The 18,595-nt window shown below is 68.6% G+C and carries 16 protein-coding genes and 1 tRNA gene; 5 read left to right on the top strand and 12 right to left on the bottom strand.

The genetic code is table 11. The annotated features are described in order from the left end of the window. Positions 1–32: 32 nt before the first annotated feature. The 5 genes from BKK79_RS05905 to dctP form a co-directional block, all read right to left on the bottom strand. Entirely contained in the window at positions 33–1,205 is a 1,173-nt protein-coding gene (locus BKK79_RS05905; protein WP_071037313.1) for a glutathionylspermidine synthase family protein, read from the bottom strand. A 548-nt stretch (positions 1,206–1,753) separates the two neighbouring features. Continuing rightward, positions 1,754–1,843, bottom strand: a tRNA-Ser gene (locus tag BKK79_RS05910). Positions 1,844–1,931: 88 nt separating this feature from the next. Next, positions 1,932–3,245: a serine--tRNA ligase gene (gene serS, locus BKK79_RS05915; protein ID WP_071011606.1), complete on the bottom strand. Its 1,314-nt coding sequence runs from the start codon at positions 3,243–3,245 to the stop codon at positions 1,932–1,934. A 104-nt stretch (positions 3,246–3,349) separates the two neighbouring features. Then, positions 3,350–4,789: a replication-associated recombination protein A gene (locus BKK79_RS05920; protein WP_157128386.1), complete on the bottom strand. Its 1,440-nt coding sequence runs from the start codon at positions 4,787–4,789 to the stop codon at positions 3,350–3,352. Positions 4,790–4,884: 95 nt separating this feature from the next. Then, positions 4,885–5,997: a TRAP transporter substrate-binding protein DctP gene (dctP, locus tag BKK79_RS05925; RefSeq protein ID WP_232346273.1), complete on the bottom strand. Its 1,113-nt coding sequence runs from the start codon at positions 5,995–5,997 to the stop codon at positions 4,885–4,887. Between the two features lie 223 nt (positions 5,998–6,220). Here dctP and BKK79_RS05930 point away from each other — a divergent pair, with 223 nt between their 5' ends. After that, positions 6,221–6,904 (top strand): hypothetical protein, encoded by a 684-nt coding sequence (locus BKK79_RS05930; RefSeq protein ID WP_231907995.1) that lies wholly within the window; start codon positions 6,221–6,223, stop codon positions 6,902–6,904. A 21-nt stretch (positions 6,905–6,925) separates the two neighbouring features. On the opposite strand, the gene BKK79_RS05935 is transcribed toward BKK79_RS05930, so the two are convergent. The 3 genes from BKK79_RS05935 to BKK79_RS05945 all read right to left on the bottom strand — a co-directional run bounded on the left by BKK79_RS05935 (position 6,926) and on the right by BKK79_RS05945 (position 10,472). Beyond that, entirely contained in the window at positions 6,926–7,327 is a 402-nt protein-coding gene (locus tag BKK79_RS05935; RefSeq protein WP_071011604.1) for a hypothetical protein, read from the bottom strand. An 8-nt stretch (positions 7,328–7,335) separates the two neighbouring features. Beyond that, positions 7,336–7,995 (bottom strand): outer membrane lipoprotein chaperone LolA, encoded by a 660-nt coding sequence (gene lolA / locus BKK79_RS05940; protein ID WP_083383988.1) that lies wholly within the window; start codon positions 7,993–7,995, stop codon positions 7,336–7,338. A gap of 149 nt (positions 7,996–8,144) precedes the next feature. Then, the gene (locus BKK79_RS05945; RefSeq protein WP_071011603.1) at positions 8,145–10,472 is read right to left on the bottom strand and encodes a DNA translocase FtsK; all 2,328 of its coding nucleotides are present in this window, start codon (positions 10,470–10,472) and stop codon (positions 8,145–8,147) included. 169 nt (positions 10,473–10,641) lie between these two features. Between BKK79_RS05945 and trxB the strand changes: the two genes are divergently transcribed. The 3 genes from trxB (at position 10,642) to BKK79_RS05960 (ending at position 13,252) form a co-directional block, all read left to right on the top strand. Then, positions 10,642–11,589 carry a thioredoxin-disulfide reductase gene (gene trxB, locus BKK79_RS05950; RefSeq protein WP_071037314.1) on the top strand — a complete coding sequence of 316 codons (948 nt, stop codon included), beginning with the start codon at positions 10,642–10,644 and terminating at the stop codon, positions 11,587–11,589. Positions 11,590–11,868: 279 nt separating this feature from the next. Then, positions 11,869–12,540, top strand: coding sequence for a Smr/MutS family protein (locus BKK79_RS05955; RefSeq protein WP_071011600.1), 672 nt, complete (start codon positions 11,869–11,871; stop codon positions 12,538–12,540). Positions 12,541–12,664: 124 nt separating this feature from the next. After that, positions 12,665–13,252, top strand: a complete 588-nt coding sequence (locus BKK79_RS05960; protein WP_071016173.1) for a trimeric intracellular cation channel family protein — start codon at positions 12,665–12,667, stop codon at positions 13,250–13,252. 27 nt (positions 13,253–13,279) lie between these two features. Here the strand turns inward: BKK79_RS05960 and glnK are convergent, their stop codons facing one another. Beyond that, the gene (glnK, locus tag BKK79_RS05965; protein WP_071011598.1) at positions 13,280–13,618 is read right to left on the bottom strand and encodes a P-II family nitrogen regulator; all 339 of its coding nucleotides are present in this window, start codon (positions 13,616–13,618) and stop codon (positions 13,280–13,282) included. A 111-nt stretch (positions 13,619–13,729) separates the two neighbouring features. Further along, positions 13,730–15,802, bottom strand: a complete 2,073-nt coding sequence (locus BKK79_RS05970; protein WP_071037315.1) for an NAD(+) synthase — start codon at positions 15,800–15,802, stop codon at positions 13,730–13,732. A gap of 197 nt (positions 15,803–15,999) precedes the next feature. Here BKK79_RS05970 and BKK79_RS05975 point away from each other — a divergent pair, with 197 nt between their 5' ends. After that, a complete protein-coding gene (locus BKK79_RS05975; RefSeq protein WP_071037316.1) occupies positions 16,000–17,250 on the top strand; it encodes a GNAT family N-acetyltransferase in 1,251 nt (416 codons plus the stop codon). Between the two features lie 37 nt (positions 17,251–17,287). On the opposite strand, the gene BKK79_RS05980 is transcribed toward BKK79_RS05975, so the two are convergent. Together BKK79_RS05980 and ppa are read right to left on the bottom strand one after the other, a co-directional pair. Further along, positions 17,288–17,836 (bottom strand): cytochrome b, encoded by a 549-nt coding sequence (locus BKK79_RS05980; protein ID WP_071037317.1) that lies wholly within the window; start codon positions 17,834–17,836, stop codon positions 17,288–17,290. A gap of 178 nt (positions 17,837–18,014) precedes the next feature. Next, complete coding sequence (gene ppa / locus BKK79_RS05985) at positions 18,015–18,542, bottom strand: inorganic diphosphatase (protein ID WP_071011591.1); 528 nt, start codon at positions 18,540–18,542, stop codon at positions 18,015–18,017. Positions 18,543–18,595 lie beyond the last annotated feature (53 nt).

The raw sequence follows: 18,595 nt of genomic DNA on the forward strand, positions 1-18,595 counted from the left end.
CTGCCGCTGGCCGCTCTTCCTCGCCATCGTCCCTAGCCTCGCAAGAAATAGTGTGGCACGAAGAAGCTGGTGTTCTTGGTGATGGGACCGGCCTCCTCCCGCACGCACAGGCCGCAGGGCTCATCGTCGACGATCCAGACACCGAGGGTGGTAAAGCGGCCATCGAACTGCCGCGCTGGCGCGTAGGCCTGGTAGACGAAGCCCTCCGCGCCATACTCGCCAGGATTGTCGATGCAGCCATGCGGCGTCACCAGGCTCACGCCCTCCCCTTCGCGCGACAGGAATGGCTTCTTGGCATGCGGCCGGCCGGCGAAGCGGCTCTCTTCGAACGAGGCCTCGAGCAAGTTCGGATGCCCGGGAAACAACTCCCACAGGATGGGCAGGAGAGCCTTGTTGGAAAGCACGGTTTTCCAACAAGGCTCGATCCAGCGCACCGGGCTGTGCAGGAGCAGATCGCGATAATCCGACGTGACCATCCACTCCCACGGGTACAGCTTGAATGCCACCTGTATCGGCACCGCGTCGGCATCATAGAAGCCGCCGCGTCCATCGCTACCGATGTCCTGCATGTCGACCAGCTTGACCGACCAGCCGGCCTGCAATGCAGTATCCATCAGGTACTCCACATTGCCGATGTCTTCCTGGCTGTCGAACATGCAGGCGAAATGCAGCAGGGAGGCGTTGCGATAGTGCTTGCGCAGCCATTGCCAGCGCGCCACCAGCGCCTCGTGCAGGCTGTTGAACTGATCGGCCTGCGGCTGTACCGCCGCCTTCCAGTACCACTGCGCGATGCTCGACTCGATCAGGGAAGTCGGCGTGTCCGCATTGAACTCATACATCTTGGGCACGCCATCGGCATCCAGCGTCATGTCGAAGCGTCCGAACAAGGTCGGATCGTCGCGCTCCCACGAGGCGCGGATCAGCGGCGCGACGTGCGCGGGAATCGCCAGGCGCGCGAACAGGTCATGATCGATCACATGCTGGACGGCCTCCAGGCAGCGCTGGTTAAGATCCAGCGCGGCGGCATAGAGACGCTCGACCTCCTCGGAGTCGAAGGCATAGGCCGCATCCTCTCGCCAATAGAAGAACGCATCGCCGTCCACCGCGCGGCAGACGTTGTGCTCATCGAGCGAATGGAAGTGAAAGCCGATCCGTTCGAGCTCGCGCGGCCAATTGTCACGGGGAAGCTGCGCAACGCGCATCATGATCGGCGGCCCTCTCTGGCCTTGCCCACGCGGTCCCCGGCCGGCATTGACGAAACCCTCGCACCGCTGAGCGAGGCAGGCCGGCAAGTCCTGCTGCTGCTTCCAAGCACCCCCAAGACTTGCCCCTGTGAACTGGAAAGCCCCAATTGGACACCGCCTCCCCTCCAGGCTTCCATCAGCCGAAGCTGAATTTCGCGCGCGCCGGTTCGCAAAGTCAGCGGTAGAGCAAGCCCCCCCCCGGACAGTACACAGCACCATCGAAGTAGAGCGCTCGGGCAGGATGCGCGAAGGTGCCCTTCCCCTGTTTCCGTGCGCTCATGGCACCGGAGAAGGCCTCGCTTCAACGTTCGAGCTGGCGCGGGGCCGGAACATCGTCCCCCGGAACTGAAACGCGCGCGAACAGTCAGGCGAATGTCGAGGATTCCGTGGCGGGAGTTGGCGAGGGGGTGCGCAGACAGCCTCGGCGGGCGCGCCCACAACGGAGCACTGGACCGAGACGTTGCATGAAGAAAAAAAGCCTGTCGAAAAATCGACAGGCTTTTTCTATTTGGCGGAGAGGGAGGGATTCGAACCCTCGGTACGCTTGCACGTACGCCTGATTTCGAGTCAGGTACAATCGACCACTCTGCCACCTCTCCTGGAACTTGTTCGCCGGTGGCAATCAGCGAAGAACAAGATTATAGCGATAGCCTCGCCCCCGCCGCAAGCCCCTTCCGCAAAAAAGTTTTACGCCTCGGGTTCGAGCCGTTCGATGCCGCCCATGTAGGCGCGCAGCGCGGTCGGCACGGTCACCGAACCGTCGGCGTTCTGGTAGTTCTCCAGGATGGCCACCAGCGTGCGGCCGACTGCCAGCCCGGAACCGTTCAGCGTGTGCAGCAGCTCGGGCTTGCCCTGCGCATTGCGCGTGCGTGCCTGCATGCGGCGCGCCTGGAAGTCGCCCATGTTCGAGCAGGAGCTGATCTCGCGATAGGTGTTCTGCGCGGGGATCCACACTTCGAGGTCATAGGTCTTGGTGCTGCCGAAGCCCATGTCGCCGGTGCACAGCACGATGGTGCGGAACGGCAGTTCCAGCTTCTTCAGGATGGCCTCGGCGTGGCCGGTCATTTCCTCCAGCGCCGCGAAGGACTGCTCGGCCGGCACCACCTGCACCATCTCGACCTTGTCGAACTGGTGCTGGCGGATCATGCCGCGCGTGTCCTTGCCGTAGGAGCCCGCCTCCGAGCGGAAGCACGGCGAATGGGCGACGAAGCGCAGCGGCAGCTTGTCGGCCGCGACGATGGCGTCGCGCACGATATTGGTCAGCGGCACCTCGGCGGTCGGGATCAGGTAGAAGTTCTCGATGCGCTCGCCACCATCCTCGGCCTCGCCGCCGACCTTGCGCGGCACCTTGAACAGGTCTTCCTCGAACTTCGGCAACTGCCCGGTACCGCGCATCGAGGCGGCATTGACGATGTAGGGTACGTAGGTCTCGGTATAACCATGCTCCGTCGCATGGGTGTCGATCATGAACTGCGCCAGCGCACGGTGCAGGCGCGCCACGCCGCCGCGCAGCATCGCGAAGCGTGCGCCGGTGACCTTGGCCGCGGTATCGAAGTCCAGGCCGAGGCGCGCGCCCACGTCGACGTGGTCCTTGATCTCGAAGTCGAAGCTGCGCGGCGTGCCGACGCGGCGCACTTCCACATTGCCGCTCTCGTCGGCGCCGACCGGCACGCTCTCGTGGGGCAGGTTCGGGATCGTCAGCATCAGATCAGACAACTGGGCCTGGATCTCGTCCAGCCGCGCGGCCGAGGCCTTGAGCGTGTCACCGATGCCACCGACCTCGGCCATCACCGCGGAGGTGTCCTCGCCCTTGCCCTTGAGCATGCCGATCTGCTTGGAGAGGCTGTTGCGGCGCGCCTGCAGTTCCTCGGTCTGGGTCTGCAGTTGCTTGCGTTCGGTCTCGAGGGCCTGGAAGGCGGCCACGTCGAGTTGGAAGCCGCGCGTGGCGAGGCGCTGGGCCACGGCGTCGATGTCTTTGCGGAACAGCTGGATGTCGAGCATGTCGAGGATCGGGGAAGTGCGGAGCCGGCGACATGCCGGCGGACCCGCTATTTTACTGCAGCGGCGACGCCCGTCCGCCGGGAACAGCGAGAACGGGACGCCGCTTATCGGTCGCCCGGCTCCGCCGGGCCGGCGGCGGGATCGGCGGCAGCGCCTGAGGCCCCGCGCGCGGCGCGCTCAGCCGCGGCGGCTTTGGCTGCATTTTCAGCCTTCGCAGCCTTCTGGCGCCGGTGCCAGTCGGCGTCGAGCTCGCGCAGGTGGCGCAGCTTGTCGCCGATCTTGCCCTCCAGGCCGCGCGGCGTCGGCTGGTACCAGCCCTGCGGGCGCAGGTCGTCCGGGAAATAGTGCTCGCCGGCGGCGTAGGCCTCGGGCTCGTCGTGCGCGTAGCGGTAGGCGTGGCCGTAGCCCAGTTCCTTCATCAGCTTGGTGGGCGCATTGCGCAGATGCACGGGCACCGGGCGCGACTTGTCCTTGGCGACGAAGGCGCGCGCCGCGTTGTAGGCGTTGTAGCCGGCATTGGACTTGGGCGCCACGGCCAGGTAGACCAGCGCTTGCGCCAGCGCCAGCTCCCCCTCCGGCGAGCCCAGCCGCTCATAGGTCTCGGCAGCATCCAGGGTGATGCGGGCGGCGCGCGGGTCGGCCAGCCCGATGTCTTCCCACGCCATGCGCACGATGCGCCGGGCCAGGTAGCGCGGATCGGCGCCGCCATCCAGCATGCGGCAGAACCAGTACAGCGCGCCGTCGGGATCGGAGCCACGCACGGACTTGTGCAGGGCGCTGATCTGGTCGTAGAAGGCATCGCCGCCCTTGTCGAAGCGACGCAGGTTCTCCGACAGGGCACTGCCCAGCAGCGCGGTGTCGATGGCCTGCTGGCCGGCGCTGCGCGCCGCGCGCGCGACGATCTCGATATTGTTGAGCAGCTTGCGGCCGTCGCCGTCGGCCGACGCCACGATCAGCTTGAGCGCCTCGTCGTCCCAGCGCAGCCCGCCCAGCTCCGCGCTCGCACGGCCCGCGAGCTGCGCCAGCTCGGCGTCGTCCAGGCTCTTGAGCACGTAGACCGCCGCGCGCGACAGTAATGCGCCGTTGACCTCGAAGGACGGGTTCTCGGTGGTGGCGCCGATAAAGGTGAACAGACCGCTTTCCACGTGCGGCAGGAAGGCATCCTGCTGGCTCTTGTTGAAGCGGTGCACCTCGTCGACGAAGACCAGGGTGCGGCGGCCGTGGGCGCGGTATTGCTCGGCGCGCTCGACCGCCTCGCGGATGTCCTTGACGCCCGACAGCACTGCCGACAAGGCGATGAACTCGGCGTCGAAGGCGTCGGCCATCAGCCTTGCCAGCGTGGTCTTGCCCACACCGGGCGGCCCCCACAGGATCATCGAGTGCGGCTCGCCGGAAGCAAAGGCCACGCGCAGCGGCTTGCCCGGCCCGAGCAGGTGCTGCTGGCCGATGACTTCATCGATGTTGCGCGGGCGCAGCCGCTCCGCGAGCGGCTGGTTGGAACGGTCAGGGGTTTCGGAGAACAGCGTATCCGCCACGGTTGTCATGCCTCGGTATCGGGGCGCGCCGCGTGCGGCGCGCGACCTCACAGTGTAGACCATCCGCGGCGCCACCCCGCCCTTGCCGGCCGTGCCGGCCTTGCCTAGTCGCCGCCGCTGGCGGCGAAGGCGTCGAGGATGGCGCCGGCCGCCCTGCCGGTGCGGGCGCGCCAGGCGGCCACCGGCGCAGAAGCCGCCGCGCGCAGCGCCGCGCGCACGCCCGGCTCCGCCTCGCCGCGCACGGTCACGCCGTTCGCCATCATCTGCGCCGCGTTCTCGGCGATGCGCGTCGACAGCCGCGCCCACTGGCGCTGCTCGGTGGCCTGTGCGGCGGCATCGACCACCTCGCGCTGGGCCGGCGTCAGGGCCGCATAACTGGCATTGCCGACAGTCGTGAAGGACAGCGGCATGGCATAGCCGATCGCGGTGAAGTTGGGCAGGTAGCGCCACAGCTTGCGCGCCGCGCCGTCATCGCCGGAGCACAGCACCGCATTGACAGAGCCCTCGCGCAAGCGGGGCATGGTGTCGGACAGCGGCAGCTCGACCGCACGTGCGCCGGCGGCGCGGATCAGCCCGGTCGAAATCGTGTCGGCAGTGCGCACCGTCAGCGCGCGCAGGTCCGCCAGCGAGGCCAGCGGCGCACGCGACCACAACCCGGTCGGCGGCCACGGCGTGATGTAGAGCAGGTGCTGCCCCTGCGCGGCCAAGGCGCGTGCGTAGTCGGCGCGCGCCAGCCCGGCCAGGCGCCGCGCCGACTCCAGCGAGGTCGCGATGAAGGGCAGCGAGGGCAGCTGGAACAGAGGATCGAGCTGGCCCAGTGCTTCGGCCGGGATGTCGCCGCCGTCGCTGCGCGCGTCCCTCGCCGCTGTCGCCGCGGGTGGCGGCAGCGGGCGGGCGTCCACGCCGGCCTCGAAGGCGGGCGCCACTAGCAGCGTCCCGCCCGAGCGCGCCTTCATCTCCTCGGCAAAGGTCGACAGTCCCTCGCCGGCCATGCCGGCGGCCGGCGCTTCCGTCGTCATGCGCCAGGTCACCGGCGCAGGCACGCTTGCCGCGGCCGAAGCGGCCGAAGCGGCCGGCGCCGGTGCCGACGCGGGCTGCGCCCGCGCCGGCACGAACGGCGTCATCGACAACAGCGCCAGCACCAGCGGCAACGGCCGTCCGCAGGCCCGCCGGAGGAGGCGGGAAAGCAAGACGTCGCACACGGCGAGACGAAGCATGTCACGGTCCTAGCGTTGTTCGAGCCTGGGTGGAAGGGGCAGCCCGCAGGCCCGGGCCGCACCGCATTATAGGGAGTCGCCATCACCGCCACGGCTTGCGGCGAGGTGATGCCGCACCGCCTTCAGGATCCCGCGCCCCGGCCGATATACGAACTACCGATGCCCTGCATTGACGCCGGCGCGCGCGAGCCGGCGCCATGCCGCCCTGTTGCCAGAGACCCCTATGCTGCTGTCCTACCGCATGTTGCTGTTCAAGATTTCCCGGCTGACGGGCCGCAACCGCATGACCGCTGTCGACGAGATCGCGCTGGCCGGCCAGCTCGCCGAAATGATGCATCGCCCGCATGCAGCGGAGCGCGTGGTGGCGGACCTGATGGATCACGAGCATGCCCAGGTGCGCCGCGTCGCCCTGAACGCGGTGCGGCGCGCACGCTGCTTTGCCTGCCCTAACCTGTTGCCGGCCCTGCTGCGCCGCTTGGCCGATGCCGAACCCTGGCTGCGCCATGACGCGGCCTGGGTGGTCGCCGAGGGCCAGTTCGACGGCGCCGAACTCCGTGCCGCGCTGCGCCGCCTGGCCGGCCGGACGCAGTTGCCGCAGGACGCGGCGCGCGCGCGCGCCTTCCCCGACGATGCCCTGCTGCAGGCCCAGGTCAAGGCACGCACGGCCCTTGACGCACTGTTGAAAAAGAGCGCCGCGGAGGCCAACCGCAGGCTGGGACTGGCCGGGGCCGCAGGCTATGCCAAAGGCACGGTCGGCCACAACAATATGGTCCGGCGGGAAACGAACCGCCGCACGGCCGCGCGGCGCCTGGACAGCAGCGTGCGGCTGACCTACCGCCCGCTGCCACCGCCCGAGGGCGTGCTGCGCATCAATTCGGCGGCCAAGACCAAGACCTCGCCGGGCTGAACCGGGCCGGCCGTCCGCCGGCTAGCGCCTGGCCCGCTCCGCAAGCACGCGCATCGGCGCGGCGGGCAGCGGCCCGTGGCAGCTGCGCGAGCCGTCGGCCTGGCCCAGCACCAGCCAGACCCGCGCGGCATCGCCGGCGGGGTGAAGCAGCCAGGCCGGTGCGCGCCCGCCGCCCAGGCTCTCGAGCACGCCGCTGCTGGCCGACTGCAGCATGGCGGCGCAATCAGCCACTGGCGCCTTGGTCGCGGCGAGGAAATCGCGGTTGGCCAGCACCTCGGGCAAGGCCATGTCGGGCGCCCCAAGGAAGGCATCGACGTCGAACTGGCGCGCGCCGGATCCCGGCGCCGCGCAGGCCGCCAGCCCGGCCGCCAGCAGCGCGGCGGCAGCCAGGCGGGGCAGGCTGCAGAAGGCGTTCACTCGCATGCCGGTCCTCACTGTTTCATCACGTCGGCACCCTTGGGCACCGTGAAGCGGAACGTATCGGCCGGCAGTGCCGGGTTCTTCTGCATCGCGGTGAAGCTCAGCAGCGTGGTGTTGCCGAAGGCATCGCGCAACTCCATGGCCGCCAGGTTGCCGCCCTTGAAGCCGATGCCGATACGCTCGAACTGCGTGTCCTTGGACTTGGGCGTCAGTTCCAGCCACTCGATGCCGTCACGCGTGGCGCCGTTCCTGACCACGAAATTCTTCTCGAGATCGTTGCTGCCGAACAGGATGGCGGCCGGACTGGAACCGAGCGCGCCATCGAGCTTGCGCTCGGTGACCTGGTTCAGGTCCTTGTCGTAGATGTAGAGGGTCTGGCCGTCCGCCTGCAGCAATTGCTCATAGGGCTTCTCGTAGCGCCAGGTGAACTTGCCCGGCCGCGAGAAGGCGAAGCTGCCGCTCGAGTTGCCGGTCACCTTGAGCGTATCGCCCTGCCCCTTGACCTGGCGCTGCGTGAACTCGCCGCGCGCAGTCTTGACAGTGGTGACGAAGGCCTGCAACTGGTCGGTGGCGGCGGCATGCGCGGCCGTCAGGCCCGAGGCCAGCAGGGCCAGCAGGACGCCGGTCCGTGCGAGCTGGCGCCGTGCCGGCGCAAAACTCCTGATGTGCATGAGGTTGCTTCCTTGCGTTCTTCGGTTTACCTGAGCGGCGGCGCCGCGCCGGCATGTTGCCTGCGGGCCGCCTGTGTGCTTAGAGCCGGTCTCGCGGGAGGGATTCCGGCAGAGAAGTAAGCCGATGTTACGCGTTACGCGTGCGGCGTTCACTCCTCTTCGCGCGCGCCCCCGCCCTGGGCCAGGATGTCGCGGTTGCCGTTGCCGGACATGGCGGACACCAGACCGGCCTTCTCCATGTCCTCCAGCAGCCGCGCGGCGCGGTTGTAGCCGATGCGCAGGTGGCGCTGCACCAGCGAGATCGAGGCGCGCCGGTTCTTCAGCACCACCTCGACGGCCTGGTCGTACAGGGGGTCGGCCTCGCCGCCACCGCCACCGGCGATGCCCGCGCCGCCGCCCATCCCGTCGCCACCGCCCTCCTCGGCCAGTCCGCCCTCGAGGATGCCCTCGATGTAGTTGGGCTCGCCCGCTTCCTTGAGCTTCTCGACCACGCGATGCACCTCGTCATCGGAGACGAAGGCACCGTGCACGCGCACCGGCAGGCCGGTGCCGGGCGCGAGGTAGAGCATATCGCCCATGCCCAGCAGCGCCTCCGCGCCCTGCTGGTCGAGAATGGTGCGGGAGTCGATCTTGCTGCTGACCTGGAAGGCGATGCGGGTCGGCACGTTGGCCTTGATCAGGCCGGTGATGACGTCGACCGACGGACGCTGCGTCGCCAGCACCAGATGCAGGCCGGCCGCGCGTGCCTTCTGCGCGATGCGCGCGATCAGCTCTTCGACCTTCTTGCCGACCACCATCATCAGGTCGGCCAGCTCATCGATGACGATCACGATGACCGGCAGTTTCTCCAGCGGCTCGGGCGCGTCCGGGGTCAGGCTGAAGGGATTGGGGATCTTTTCCTCGCGCGCGGCCGCCTCGTCGATCTTCTTGTTGTAGCCGGCCAGGTTGCGCACGCCCAGCTTGCTCATCAGCTTGTAGCGGCGCTCCATCTCGCCCACCGCCCAGTTGAGCGCGTTGCCGGCCTGCCGCATATCGGTCACGACCGGGCACAGCAGGTGGGGAATGCCCTCGTAGACGCTCATCTCCAGCATCTTGGGGTCGATCAGGATCAGCCGCACCGCATCCGCCTTGGCCTTGTACAGCAGCGACAGGATCATGGCATTGATGCCGACCGACTTGCCCGAGCCGGTGGTGCCGGCCACCATGCAGTGGGGCATGCGCGCCAGGTCGGCCACCACCGGCTTGCCGGCGATGTCCTTGCCCAGCGCCAGCGTGAGCTGCGAGGCGCTCTCGTTGTAGACCTGCGAACCGAGGATCTCGGACAGCCGCACCGCCTGGCGCTTCGGGTTGGGCAGCTCCAGGCCCATGCAGTTCTTGCCGGGGATGGTCTCGACCACGCGGATCGACACCAGCGACAGCGCGCGCGCCAGGTCCTTGGCCAGGTTGACCACCTGGCTGCCCTTGACGCCGGTGGCCGGTTCGATCTCGTAGCGGGTGATGACCGGGCCCGGGTAGGCCGCCACCACCTTGACCTCGACGCCGAAGTCCTTGAGCTTCTTCTCGATCAGGCGCGAGGTGTATTCCAGCGTCTCGGCGCTGACGGTTTCCTGGTGCGGCGGGATCGGGTCGAGCAGTGCCAGCGGCGGCAGGTCGGAGTCGTGGATGTCGGCGAACAGCGGCTGCTGCTTCTCGCGCTCGACGCGCTCGTGCTTGGGCACCGCCTGCGGACGCACGATCTGCACCGGCGCCGCCTCCTCGATCTTCACGCGCTGCACCTCGACGGTCTCGGTGCGCTCCACCTTGGCGGCCTCGCCGATGATGCGGTCCTGCTTGCTCTCGCGGCGCGCCTTGAAGCCGAGGAACAGGCCCTCGACGAAGCCGCCGATGTGCTCGGCCACCGACAGCCAGGAGAAATGGAAGAACAGCGACAGGCCGATGGCGAACAGCATCAGCAGCAGCAGGGTGGCGCCGGTGAAGCCCAGCGCCACCTGCATCCAGCCGCCCAGCAGGTCGCCCAGCACGCCGCCGGGCGCGCGCGGCAGCGCCGCGCGCAGCGGATACATGCGGATCGCTTCCAGCCCCATGCTGGAGACCAGCGTCAGCGCGAAACCGACCCAGCTGACCACCACGCCCTGGCGTGCCTCGGGCAGCGGCGGCGGCAGTTCCTCGGAGAGCGCGCGCCAGCCGCGCCAGCAGCGCCGCACCAGCAGCACCGCCCACCAGTAAGCGGAGAAGCCGAAGACGAAGAACAGCACGTCGGCCAGCCAGGCGCCCACGCGCCCGCCCAGGTTGTGGACGTCCGCGACCTGGTTGGCATGCGACCAGCCCGGGTCCGATTTGCTGTAGCTCGCCAGCATGCAGACGAAGGCGAGCGTGACCGCAAGCAGCAGGAACCAGCGCACTTCGCCCAGCAGCTTGCCGATACGGGAGGGCAGCGCGGATGGATCGGTACGGGTGGTGGGAGTGGCTCGAGCCATGCGCGATTGGTGGGGTTGAAAAAAAATCGGGATGCCGGGCATTTTAACCTTGGTGCGCACTATCGCTCCCATTGGAAATTGCAACAGTGGGCAAACGCGCCTCCACTTATAATGTCGCTTTTGACCGCTACCGGTGCGCCAGCGCGCGCGCCGGACACAGGATTGCATCATGGCCAAACACGCAAAAGTGCTCATTCTCGGGTCCGGTCCCGCCGGCTACACAGCCGCCGTCTACGCGGCCCGCGCCAACCTGCAGCCGGTGCTGATCACCGGCCTCGCCCAGGGCGGCCAGCTGATGACCACCACTGACGTGGAGAACTGGCCCGCCGACGCCAAGGGCGTGCAGGGCCCCGAGCTGATGCAGCGCTTCCTGGAGCACGCCGAGCGCTTCAACACCGAGATCATCTTCGACCATATCCATACGGCCCAGCTGACGGAGCGCCCGATCCGCCTCATCGGCGATGCCGGCGAGTACACCTGTGACGCGCTGATCATCGCCACCGGCGCCTCGGCCCAGTACCTCGGCCTGCCCTCGGAAGAAAACTTCATGGGCCGCGGCGTCTCGGCCTGCGCCACCTGCGACGGCTTCTTCTACAAGAACCAGGAAGTCGCGGTGGTCGGCGGCGGCAACACCGCGGTCGAGGAAGCACTCTACCTGTCCCATATTGCCAGCAAGGTGACCGTGATCCATCGCCGCGACAAGTTCCGCGCCGAGCCGATCCTGGTCGACCGCCTGCTCGCGCGCGAGAAGGAAGGCCGCGTCGAGATCCGCTGGAACACGGTGCTCGACGAGGTGGTAGGCGACGACTCCGGCGTGACCGGCGTCAAGCTGCGCAACGTGCTGACCGGGCAGAACGAGGAAGTGAAGCTGGCCGGCGTGTTCGTGGCCATCGGCCACAAGCCCAACACCGAACTGTTCGAAGGCCAGCTCGAGATGCACAACGGCTACATCGTCACCAAGAGCGGCCTGCAGGGCGACGCCACCGCCACCAACATCCCGGGCGTGTTCGCCGCCGGCGACGTGCAGGACCACGTCTACCGCCAGGCCATCACCAGCGCCGGCACCGGCTGCATGGCGGCACTGGATGCCCAGCGCTACGTGGAAGCGTTGAAGTAAAGCACACACGCGTCAGCCGACGCGGACAAAGGGGTGCCGGGGAACCGGCACCCCTTTGTGCTTTCTGGCGGCAGGCGGCTGGAGCAAGAGGCCTGCCGCTGCGTCCGGGCAAGCGCCCGCCCCGCCCGCTCCCGCAGGCGGCGTTCAGACCGGGAACATGGGGTAACGGGTGTTCGGAGACATGGGTAACAGGTGATCCCGCGCATCGCCTTTGCCCCGCCTACCCCCTGCCCCGGCCGGACTTTCTTATAAAATGACGCCTGCCCCACGGAGACAGCCATGAAGCACGGCGCCAAACCCGACAACGCCCCATCCCGCCTCGGCCTGGCCGACCTCGGCAAGCTGCGCGAGCGGCTCAAGGACGAGACCGAACGCCGCGAAGCCGAACGCCTGGCGGCCGAACAGGCCGCGCAGCGCGCACGCGAGGAAGCGGACGTGTTCCGCAGTTCGGTGGGTCAGGTCAGCGCGCTGCGCGACCGCAACCGGATCGAGCCCGCCGCGGGCAAGCCCTCGCCGCTGCCGGTGCAGACACTGCGCAACGACCAGGAAACGCTGGCGGCCTCGCTGTCCGACGAATTCGACGTCGAGAGCCTGCTGGACACCGATGAGAGCCTCTCCTTCCGCCGCCCCGGTATCGGCATGGACGTGGTCAAGAAGCTGCGGCGCGGCGAATGGGTGCCGCAGGACAAGCTCGACCTGCACGGCCTGCGCAGCGAAGAGGCGCGCGAGGCGCTGTCCGAGTTCCTGCGCCGCGCGGTACGGCGCGGCGTGCGCTGCGTGCGCGTGATCCACGGCAAGGGCAACGGCTCGCCCGACAAGCTGCCGGTGCTCAAGGGCAAGGTGCGCAGCTGGCTGGTGCAGAAGGAGGAAGTGATCGCCTTCGTGCAGGCCCGCGGCGCCGAGGGTGGCGCCGGCGCGCTGATGGTGCTGCTGCGCCAGCCGCGCGCCTGAGGGCCGCGCACCTGAGCCGCCGCCCGGCGTCCCCGCCCCACTCCGACCGCGAGCGCACTTGGCCCCCATCCTTTCTCCGCACTTCGATGCGCTGTTCGGCCGGCTGCCGCTGATCCTCCACGTGATGGAAGTGATCGGCGTGCTGTCCTTCGCGGTGGCGGGCGTCGTCGATGCGCGCAAGCAGCGCTTCGACGCGGTCGGCACCTTCGTGGTGGCATTCGCCACCGCCTTCGGCGGCGGCACGGTGCGCGACGTGCTGCTCGACCGCCGTCCCTTCTACTGGGTCGAGCACGAAGGCTATGTGATCCTGATCTTCGCGATGTCGATCGGCGCGTCGGTGGTGTTCCGCGTGGTGAGCCGCGTGGCGTCGGAGCGCACCATGCTGGTGGCCGATGCGATCGGGCTGGGCCTGTTCGCCGTGACCGGCACCTCGCTCGCGCTGGTGGCGCAGATGCCGGCCTTCGTGGCGGTCATGATGGGCATCATCTCGTCGGTGTTCGGCGGCGTGGTGCGCGACGTGCTATGTAACGAGATGCCGATGATCCTGCGTGACCGGGTGCCCTATGCCACCTGCGCCTTCGCCGGCTGCTGGGTCTACCTCGGCCTGACCTGGCTGGACGCGCAACAGGAAGCGGCCCTGCTGGCCGGCGCGCTGACCACCACGGCCACGCGCCTGGTCTCGGTCTGGCGCGGCTGGAGGCTGCCGGGCTGAACCCGGCGCCGCCGCCGCGCGGCGGCGTCAGACCGCCGCTTCGTCCTGCTCGCCGGTGCGGATGCGGATCACGCGCTCCACCTCGGTCACGAAGATCTTGCCATCACCGATCTTGCCGGTGTGGGCGGCCTTGACCACGGCATCCAGCACGGTGTCGAGCTGGTTCTCGGCCACCACCACTTCGATCTTGATCTTGGGCAGGAAGTCGACCACGTATTCCGCGCCGCGGTACAGCTCGGTATGGCCCTTCTGGCGGCCGAAGCCCTTCACCTCGGTCACCGTCAATCCGGTCACGCCCACGTCGGCCAGTGCTTCACGCACTTCGTCGAGCTTGAACGGTTTGATGATGGCGGTAATCTGCTTCATGTTGGCCCCTGGTTATGGTCATTAGCGAATGCCAGATTCTAGCCCGAAACCCTGACATCCTTGGCAAGGCGGCGCCGCACAGGCCGCCGACACCGCCGTTCAGCCCGTCGTTCAGCCCGCTTGCGCGCTGTCCGGGCCATCCGGAATGCGCGCCAGATCGCGCATCCACACCGCCGATTCGCCATCGCTGGGTGCGCGCCAGTCGCCGCGCGGCGACAGCGAGCCGCCCGAGCCCACCTTGGGCGCGTTCGGGATGCAGGAGCGCTTGAACTGGCTGGTGCGGAAGAAGCGGTCGACGAAGATGCCCAGCACCCGCTTGATCTCCGCCAGCGTGTATTCGTGGCGCGGCACGTGCGGCCCCTCGGGCCATTCGCCGCGTTCCCGGTCGCCCCAGGCCGCCAGCGCCAGGAAGGCCACCTTGGATGGCGTGAAGCCGAAGCGCAGCGTGTAGTACAGGTGGAAATCCTGCAACTCGTAGGGCCCGATCACGGACTCGGTCTTCTGCTCGGGGCCGCTGCTGGAGTTGCCCGGCACCAGTTCCGGGCTGATCTCGGTGTCCAGGATGTCGAGCAGCACGCCTTCGCCGCCGTCGGCCACCTGCCCGGTCTCGGCCACCCAGCGCACCAGGTGGCTGATCAGCGTCTTGGGCACGCTGGCGTTGACGTTGTAGTGCGACATGTGGTCGCCCACGCCGTAGGTGCACCAGCCCAGCGCCAGCTCGCTCAGGTCACCGGTGCCGATGACGATGGCATGCTGGAAGTTGGCCAGCCGGAACAGGTGGTTGGTGCGCTCGCCCGCCTGCACGTTCTCGAAGGTCACGTCGTAGACGGGCTTGCCTTCGGCATAGGGATGGCCCAGGTCCTTGAGCATCGCCAGGCAGCTCGGGCGGATGTCGATCTCGCTGGCGCTGCAGCCCACCAGCTCCATCAGCCGGCGCGCCTGGCGCAGCGTGCGCTCGCTGGTGGCGAAGCCCGGCATGGTGTAGGCCAGGATATTGGTGCGCGGCAGGCCGAGCCGGTCCATCGCCTTGGCGCACACCAGCAGGGCGTGGGTGGAATCCAGCCCGCCCGACACGCCGATCACCACCTTGGCGATGCCGCTGGACGAGAGCCGCTGCACCAGCGCCTGCACCTGGATGTTGTAGACCTCGCGGCAGCGCGCGTCGCGGCGGCGCGCATCGGCCGGCACGTAGGGGAAGCGCTCCACCTTGCGCACCAGCGGCAGCGGCTGCCCTTCGGGCACGCCGACGCGCAGGCGCACCACCTCGAAGCGCGCCACTTCCTCGCGGTGGCGGCGCACCGACTGGCCGAAGGTGGTCTGGTGCATGCGCTCGCGCGACAGCCGCTCCAGGTCCACGTCGGCAAACAGCAGGTGGGAGCTGTCGGCAAAGCGCTCCGATTCGCCCAGCAGCTCGCCGTTCTCGTAGATCAGCGCCTGGCCGTCCCAGGCCAGGTCGGTCGACGACTCGCCCTTGCCGGCCGAGGTGTACAGGTAGGCGGCCAGGCAGCGCGCCGACTGCTGCGCGACCAGTTGATGGCGGTAGCCCGACTTGCCCACCACGATGTTCGAGGCGGACAGGTTCACCAGCACGGTGGCGCCGGCCAGCGCGGCGAAGGAGGACGGCGGCACCGGCACCCACACGTCTTCGCAGATTTCCACATGGAAACGGAAGAAGGGGATGTTCTCGACCTCGAACAGCAGCCCCGCGCCGAACGGCACGGTCTGCCCGGCCAGCGAGACGGAGCCGGCGGCGGCACAGTCGGCGGCGCTGAACTGGCGCGCCTCGTAGAACTCCCAGTAGTTCGGCAGGTAGCTCTTGGGCACCACGCCATGGATACGCCCGCCGGCCACCACCACGGCGCAATTGAAGAGCTGGTGCTCCACGCGCAGCGGCATGCCCACCACCAGCGCCGGCGCCAATTGCGCCGAGGCCGCCACGATCTCCGCCAGCGCGCTCTCGCAGGCGTCGAGCAACGCACGCTGGTGGAACAGGTCTTCGCAGGTGTAGGCCGACAGGCCCAGTTCGGGGAAGGCCACCAGCGCGGCGCCCTGCTGCGCGGCCTGCCGGGCCAGCGCGATGGTCTGCTGCGCGTTGAAGGCCGGGTCGGCGACGCGGCACTCCGGCACGCCCACCGCCACGCGCGCGAAGCCATGGGAATAGAGGTTGAAGAAGGAGTCGCTCATGTGATGCCTTTGGATACCGTGGGGCCGCGGCCGTGGCGAGTGCGTGATGCCGGGTCGACCCCGGCATTTTACGACGGCCCCGGCCGCCGCGCTGCAGCGCGGCGGCCTTTCCGGTAGACTCGCCCGGTACCCGGGACGCCGCGGCCGAGCGCCGGCGGCAGGCCAGGCGGGGCGCAACTGGAGCGGATCGAAGCGCAATGCGGGCGGAACCTTGCAAGCCGGAGGCACGGCGCGGCAGCAGCACCCATGACGACCACCCGGCGGGCGGCTGCGCCGGCCAGGCGGAGCGCCGCTACGAGGCCCGCATCGCCGAAGGGCTGGCGGATATCGACGCGGCGGCCTGGGATGCCCTGGTGGACGCGCGCCCGGGCGCCAACCCCTTCCTGCGCCACGCCTTCCTGCACGCGCTGCACGCCAGCGGCAGCGCCGGCGACGACAGCGGCTGGTCGCCGCGCTACCTGACACTGTGGGCCGCCGAACCTGGCGGCGAGCGCCTGGCGGCCGCCATGCCCCTGTATGCGAAGGCACACTCCTACGGCGAGTACGTGTTCGACTGGGCCTGGGCCGACGCCTACCAGCGGCACGGCCTGCGCTATTACCCGAAATGGTTGTCGGCAGTGCCCTTCACCCCGGTGCAAGGCAGCCGCCTGCTGGCGGCCGACGAACACGCCGCGCGCCAGCTGCTGGCACATGCGCTGGCCTTGGCCGAGCAGAGCGGCATGTCCTCGCTGCATGTGCTGTTCCCCACGCCGCAGGAGGCGGGCTGGATGGCCGAGGCCGGCATGATGCTGCGCCAGGGCGTGCAGTTCCACTGGACCAATCCCGGCTACGCCGACTTCGAGGCCTTTCTCGCCACGCTGTCGCAGAAGAAGCGCAAGAACATCCGCGCCGAGCGGCGGCGCGTCGCCGAGGCCGGCATCGGCTTCCGCCACCTGCGTGGCGCCGAGATCAGCGACGAAGACTGGCGCTTCTTCCACCGCTGCTATCGCCAGACCTACCGCGAGCACCATTCCTCGCCCTACCTGAACCTGGACTTCTTCCGCCGCATCGGCGCGTCCATGCCGGGCAACCTGCTGCTGGTGGTGGCCGAGCGGGCCGGAAGCCCGATCGCCAGCGCCCTGCTGGTCTACGACGACGCGCCGGCCATCAGCACCCTGTACGGGCGCTACTGGGGCGCGCTCGAGCACCATCCCTGCCTGCACTTCGAGGCGTCCTACTACCAGCCGCTGGAGTTCTGCATCGCCCATGGCATCCGCACCTTCGAGGGCGGCGCGCAGGGCGAGCACAAGATGGCGCGCGGCTTCCTGCCGGTGGCGACGCAGTCCGCGCACTGGCTGGCGCACCCGGCCTTCGCCGATGCGGTGGAGCGCTTCCTGGCGCAGGAGCGCCAGGGCATCGGCGCCTACCTCGACGAGCTCAGCGAGCGCAATCCCTTCGCCCGCACCTGAGCCGGCCGCCGGCCGCGGCCCGCGCCGCGCGCCGGGGCTAGCGCTGGCGCCACATGCGCCGCAGCGTGTTGTCGCCCAGCATGTAGTGGTGGAACAGCGCCGCCACCGCATGCAGGCCGATCACCGCGTAGAAGGCGCTGCCGATGGTCTCGTGCAGTTCCTTGAACAGGTCTTTGAGGCCGTCGTCCGGCGCCGCCAGCGCCAGCTCCAGCCCGGTGCCGGGCACGGCCAGCGGATGGCCGGCCGCCGCCAGGGTCAGCAGGCCCAGCAGCGGCTGGATGAAGATGAACAGATAGAGCAGCAGGTGCATGGCGCCCGCCAGCAGCTGCATCCAGCGCGATCCCTCTTCCGGCGCGGGCGCGCCGCGCACCAGGCGCCACAGCAGGCGGGGCACGGCCAGCACCAGCACCAGCACCCCGGCCCATTCGTGCGTGCCCATCGCCAGCGCGCGCGCGGCGCTGCCGCGCGGGGTGAAGCCCTTCAGCTCGATAGCCGCATAGGCCGCTGCCACCAGCAGGAAGACCGCCCAGTGGAAGAAGATGGCCGGGCCGCTGTAGCGCGATCCGGCAAGCGAGGTCTTGGTCATTGCGCCAGGTTCTCGATTGATGTGGGAGTGCCGTCAGCTTAACGCCTCCGGGGGGCGCCATCCTTGGCCGGCGTCAAGCCGGCCCCAGCAAAAAGCCCCGCCGGAGGCGGGGCTGTTCAGCGCCTGTTCATCACACGCCGGATCGCGTGGAAAAACGGGCTTGGCGGTGCTCGGAAAATCACTTCTTGAAATTGGCCACGCCGTCGGTGATTTCCTTGTGGGCTTCCTCGATGCCGGCCCAGCCTTCCACCTTGACCCACTTGCCGGCCTCGAGCGCCTTGTAGTTCTCGAAGAAGTGCTTGATCTGGTCGAGCAGGTTCTGCGGCACGTCGGACAGGCCCTTCATGAAGGCGGTGGCCGGCGACAGCTTGTCCACCGGCACGGCGACCAGCTTGGCATCGACACCCGACTCGTCGGTCATCTTCAGCATGCCAAGCGCGCGGCAGCGCACCACGGCGCCGGCCAGGATCGGGAAGGGGGTGATCACCAGCACGTCGACCGGGTCGCCGTCGCCCGACAGGGTCTGGGGAATGAAACCGTAGTTGGCCGGGTAGCGCATGCCGGTGCCGATGAAACGGTCGACGAAGAGCAGGCCCGTTTCCTTGTCGGCTTCGTACTTCACCGGATCGCTCTGGGCGGAGATCTCGATGATGACGTTGAAATCGTTCGGAATGTCCTTGCCCGGCGAGACGAGATTGAAGCTCATGCGTGTTCTCCAGAAATGCCTGTGATTACGGATGGCGGGCATTATAGCGGTTC

The organism is Cupriavidus sp. USMAA2-4 (assembly GCF_001854305.1).
GTDB lineage: Bacteria > Pseudomonadota > Gammaproteobacteria > Burkholderiales > Burkholderiaceae > Cupriavidus > Cupriavidus malaysiensis.